This window comes from Pseudolactococcus raffinolactis NBRC 100932 (genome assembly GCF_001591765.1).
Classification (GTDB): domain Bacteria; phylum Bacillota; class Bacilli; order Lactobacillales; family Streptococcaceae; genus Pseudolactococcus; species Pseudolactococcus raffinolactis.
In genome coordinates this window covers 1-5,144 of sequence record NZ_BCVN01000061.1, presented here as the reverse complement: position 1 = coordinate 5,144, position 5,144 = coordinate 1, and the positions used below count along the sequence as shown (strand labels likewise).

The window sequence follows — 5,144 nt, the reverse complement described above, 5'->3', positions numbered from 1 at the left end:
AAAAAAGAGTTGACATGGAGATGTAGATTTGATAAGATAATAAAGTACTCAAAACGACAGGTCACGAACGAAGGAAAAGAAAATAAAAAAACTTTTCAAAAAGGTGTTGACAAGTCAAAAAAGTTTTGGTAGAATTAAATAGTTGTCTCGTAAGAACAGCGCAAACGAAATAGACCTTTGAAAACTGAATAAAACAGAAAACAAACCAAGTACAGCGGTTGTTTAGCGATAAACAACCAACTGTCAATTCGACAATAAATCGTTCAGAAATGAACGGACAAAAAAACAAAAGCTAGAGCATATTTGATATGTTCTCATTTAAATGAGAGTTTGATCCTGGCTCAGGACGAACGCTGGCGGCGTGCCTAATACATGCAAGTTGAACGCTTGATTTTCACCGAAGCTTGCTTCACCGAAAATCAAGAGTAGCGAACGGGTGAGTAACGCGTGGGTAACCTACCTATCAGCGGGGGATAACTATTGGAAACGATAGCTAATACCGCATAACAATGTTGGATGCATATTCGACATTTGAAAGTACCAAATGGTACACTGAGAGATGGACCCGCGTTGTATTAGCTAGTTGGTAGTGTAATGGACTACCAAGGCGATGATACATAGCCGACCTGAGAGGGTGATCGGCCACATTGGGACTGAGACACGGCCCAAACTCCTACGGGAGGCAGCAGTAGGGAATCTTCGGCAATGGACGAAAGTCTGACCGAGCAACGCCGCGTGAGTGAAGAAGGTTTTCGGATCGTAAAACTCTGTTGTTAGAGAAGAACGTTGCATAGAGTGGAAAATTATGCAAGTGACGGTATCTAACCAGAAAGGGACGGCTAACTACGTGCCAGCAGCCGCGGTAATACGTAGGTCCCGAGCGTTGTCCGGATTTATTGGGCGTAAAGCGAGCGCAGGTGGTTTAATAAGTCTGATGTAAAAGGCAGTGGCTCAACCATTGTGTGCATTGGAAACTGTTAGACTTGAGTGCAGTAGAGGAGAGTGGAATTCCATGTGTAGCGGTGAAATGCGTAGATATATGGAGGAACACCGGTGGCGAAAGCGGCTCTCTGGACTGTCACTGACACTGAGGCTCGAAAGCGTGGGTAGCAAACAGGATTAGATACCCTGGTAGTCCACGCCGTAAACGATGAGTGCTAGTTGTTTGGGGCTATCCAGCCCTAAGTGACGCAGCAAACGCATTAAGCACTCCGCCTGGGGAGTACGACCGCAAGGTTGAAACTCAAAGGAATTGACGGGGGCCCGCACAAGCGGTGGAGCATGTGGTTTAATTCGAAGCAACGCGAAGAACCTTACCAGGTCTTGACATACTCGTGCTATTCCTAGAGATAGGAAGTTCCTTCGGGACACGGGATACAGGTGGTGCATGGTTGTCGTCAGCTCGTGTCGTGAGATGTTGGGTTAAGTCCCGCAACGAGCGCAACCCCTATTGTTAGTTGCCATCATTAAGTTGGGCACTCTAGCGAGACTGCCGGTAATAAACCGGAGGAAGGTGGGGATGACGTCAAATCATCATGCCCCTTATGACCTGGGCTACACACGTGCTACAATGGTTGGTACAACGAGTCGCAAGGCAGTGATGTCAAGCTAATCTCTTAAAGCCAATCTCAGTTCGGATTGTAGGCTGCAACTCGCCTACATGAAGTCGGAATCGCTAGTAATCGCGGATCAGCACGCCGCGGTGAATACGTTCCCGGGCCTTGTACACACCGCCCGTCACACCACGAGAGTTTGTAATACCCAAAGCCGGTGAGCTAACCTTTTAGGAGGCAGCCGTCTAAGGTAGGATAGATGATTGGGGTGAAGTCGTAACAAGGTAGCCGTATCGGAAGGTGCGGCTGGATCACCTCCTTTCTAAGGAAAAATGGTTGCTTAGGCAATTCATGGATAACTGTATTTGGGCTTTCTGTTTTATTTAGTTTTGAGAGGTTTATACCTAAAACTGTAAAAATCTTCTCTATAAGAAGACGGGGCCTTAGCTCAGCTGGGAGAGCGCCTGCTTTGCACGCAGGAGGTCAGCGGTTCGATCCCGCTAGGCTCCATTGTCAACGAAGACATTAAAATAGGCAATTAGATCATTGAAAACTGAATAACAATTTCTAAAATAACAAGAAATAAACCGAGAAGTGACATAGCAATATGTCACCTCAAAAAAAAAGCGTGAGTCGAAAGACTCAATACTTATTACCAGATACTTAAATGTATCGATTTAAAGGTTAAGTTAATAAGGGCGCACGGTGGATGCCTTGGCACTAGAAGGCGATGAAGGACGTGACTAACTACGAAATTCTGCGGGGAGCTGTAAGTAAGCTTTGATCCGCAGGTGTCCGAATGGGGGAACCCAGTAGCTAATGGCTACTACTGTTTGTGTGAATACATAGCACTTACAGGGCAAGACGTTGTGAACTGAAACATCTAAGTAGCAACAGGAAGAGAAAGCAAACGCGATTTCCTTAGTAGCGGCGAGCGAAACGGAAGAAGGGCAAACCAAGAGACTTGTCTCTTGGGGTTGTAGGACTGCGCAGTGGACTTATATTTTATAGACGAATTACCTGGGAAGGTAAGCTAAAGAGAGTAATAGCCTCGTAGTTGAAATAGAATATATACCTAGCAGTATCCTGAGTACGGCGAGACACGAGAAATCTCGTCGGAATCTGGGAGGACCATCTCCCAACCCTAAATACTCTCTAGTGACCGATAGTGAACAAGTACCGTGAGGGAAAGGTGAAAAGAACCCCGGGAGGGGAGTGAAATAGCACCTGAAACCGTGTGCCTACAACAAGTTCGAGCCCGTTAATGGGTGAGAGCGTGCCTTTTGTAGAATGAACCGGCGAGTTAAGTTATGATGCGAGGTTAAGATGAAGAGTCGGAGCCGTAGCGAAAGCGAGTCTTAATAGGGCGCCATAGTATCATGATTTAGACCCGAAACCATGTGACCTATCCATGAGCAGGGTGAAGGTGCGGTAAGACGCACTGGAGGCCCGAACCAGGACACGTTGAAAAGTGTTTGGATGACTTGTGGATAGCGGAGAAATTCCAAACGAACTTGGAGATAGCTGGTTCTCTCCGAAATAGCTTTAGGGCTAGCGTCCAACTTGAATGTAATGGAGGTAGAGCACTGTTTGGGTGAGGGGTCCATCCCGGATTACCAATCTCAGATAAACTCCGAATGCCATTTACATGCGTTGGGCAGTCAGACTGTGAGTGCTAAGATCCATAGTCGAAAGGGAAACAGCCCAGACCATCAGCTAAGGTCCCAAAATATATGTTAAGTGGAAAAGGATGTGGGATTGCACAGACAACTAGGATGTTAGCTCAGAAGCAGCTATCATTTAAAGAGTGCGTAATAGCTCACTAGTCGAGTGATCCTGCGCCGAAAATGTACCGGGGCTAAAACATATTACCGAAGCTATGGAATTAAATTTATTTAATTGGTAGGAGAGCGTTCTTATCAGCGATGAAGGTATACCGTGAGGAGTGCTGGAGCGATAAGAAGTGAGAATGCCGGTATGAGTAGCGCAAGACAGGTGAGAATCCTGTCCACCGTAAGACTAAGGTTTCCAGGGGAAGGCTCGTCCGCCCTGGGTTAGTCGGGACCTAAGGAGAGGCCGAATGGCGTATCCGATGGACAACAGGTTGATATTCCTGTACTAGGTTATATAGTGATTGGAGGGACGCAGTAGGCTAAGGTAAGCCAGTTAATGGATTCTGGTCTAAGCAGTGAGGTTTGGTATGAGTCAAATGCTTGTACCTCTAAGATTGAGCTGTGATGGGGAAGCACTTTCGAGTGCGAAGTACCTGATGTCACACTGCCAAGAAAATCTTCTAGCGTTTAATTATAACCTACCCGTACCGCAAACCGACACAGGTAGTCGAGGCGAGTAGCCTCAGGTGAGCGAGAGAACTCTCGTTAAGGAACTCGGCAAAATGACCCCGTAACTTCGGGAGAAGGGGTGCTCTACATTTGTAGAGCCGCAGTGAATAGGCCCAAGCGACTGTTTATCAAAAACACAGCTCTCTGCTAAATCGTAAGATGATGTATAGGGGGTGACGCCTGCCCGGTGCTGGAAGGTTAAGAGGAGTGCTTAGCGTAAGCGAAGGTATGAATTGAAGCCCCAGTAAACGGCGGCCGTAACTATAACGGTCCTAAGGTAGCGAAATTCCTTGTCGGGTAAGTTCCGACCCGCACGAAAGGCGTAACGATTTGGGCACTGTCTCAACGAGAGACTCGGTGAAATTTTAGTACCTGTGAAGATGCAGGTTACCCGCGACAGGACGGAAAGACCCCATGGAGCTTTACTGCAAGTTGATATTGAGTATCTGTTGCACATGTACAGGATAGGTAGGAGCCATTGATCTGAGGACGCTAGTTTTCAGTGAGGCGCTGTTGGGATACTACCCTTGTGTAATGGCTACTCTAACCCGCATGCCTAATCGGCATGGGAGACAGTGTCTGCTGGGCAGTTTGACTGGGGCGGTCGCCTCCTAAAGAGTAACGGAGGCGCTCAAAGTTTCCCTCAGCATGGTTGGAAATCATGCGTAGAGTGTAAAGGTATAAGGGAGATTGACTGCGAGACTTACAAGTCGAGCAGGTACGAAAGTAGGACTTAGTGATCCGGTGGTACCGCATGGAAGGGCCATCGCTCAACGGATAAAAGCTACCCTGGGGATAACAGGCTTATCTCCCCCAAGAGTTCACATCGACGGGGAGGTTTGGCACCTCGATGTCGGCTCGTCGCATCCTGGGGCTGTAGTCGGTCCCAAGGGTTGGGCTGTTCGCCCATTAAAGCGGCACGCGAGCTGGGTTCAGAACGTCGTGAGACAGTTCGGTCCCTATCCGTCGCGGGCGTAGGAAATTTGAGAGGATCTGCCCTTAGTACGAGAGGACCGGGGTGGACTTACCGCTGGTGTACCAGTTGTCTTGCCAAAGGCATCGCTGGGTAGCTATGTAGGGAACGGATAAACGCTGAAAGCATCTAAGTGTGAAACCAACCTCAAGATGAGATTTCCCATTCTTTATGAATTAAGAGCCCTGAGAGATGATCAGGTAGATAGGCTAGAAGTGGAAGGACAGTGATGTTTGGAGCGGACTAGTACTAATAGCTCGAGGACTTTACCTAAAA

Annotated in this window: 1 tRNA gene and 2 rRNA genes; all 3 read left to right on the top strand. The window is 47.7% G+C overall.

Features of this window, described 5'->3' with window-relative positions:
• The first annotated feature begins 318 nt into the window (after positions 1-318).
• Positions 319-1,875 (top strand): 16S ribosomal RNA (locus LRA01S_RS10110).
• 115 nt (positions 1,876-1,990) lie between these two features.
• Positions 1,991-2,063, top strand: a tRNA-Ala gene (locus LRA01S_RS10105).
• Positions 2,064-2,235: 172 nt separating this feature from the next.
• Positions 2,236-5,141, top strand: a 23S ribosomal RNA gene (locus tag LRA01S_RS10100).
• The 16S and 23S rRNA genes sit together here with 1 tRNA gene alongside, the layout of an rRNA operon.
• The last annotated feature ends 3 nt before the right edge of the window (positions 5,142-5,144 follow it).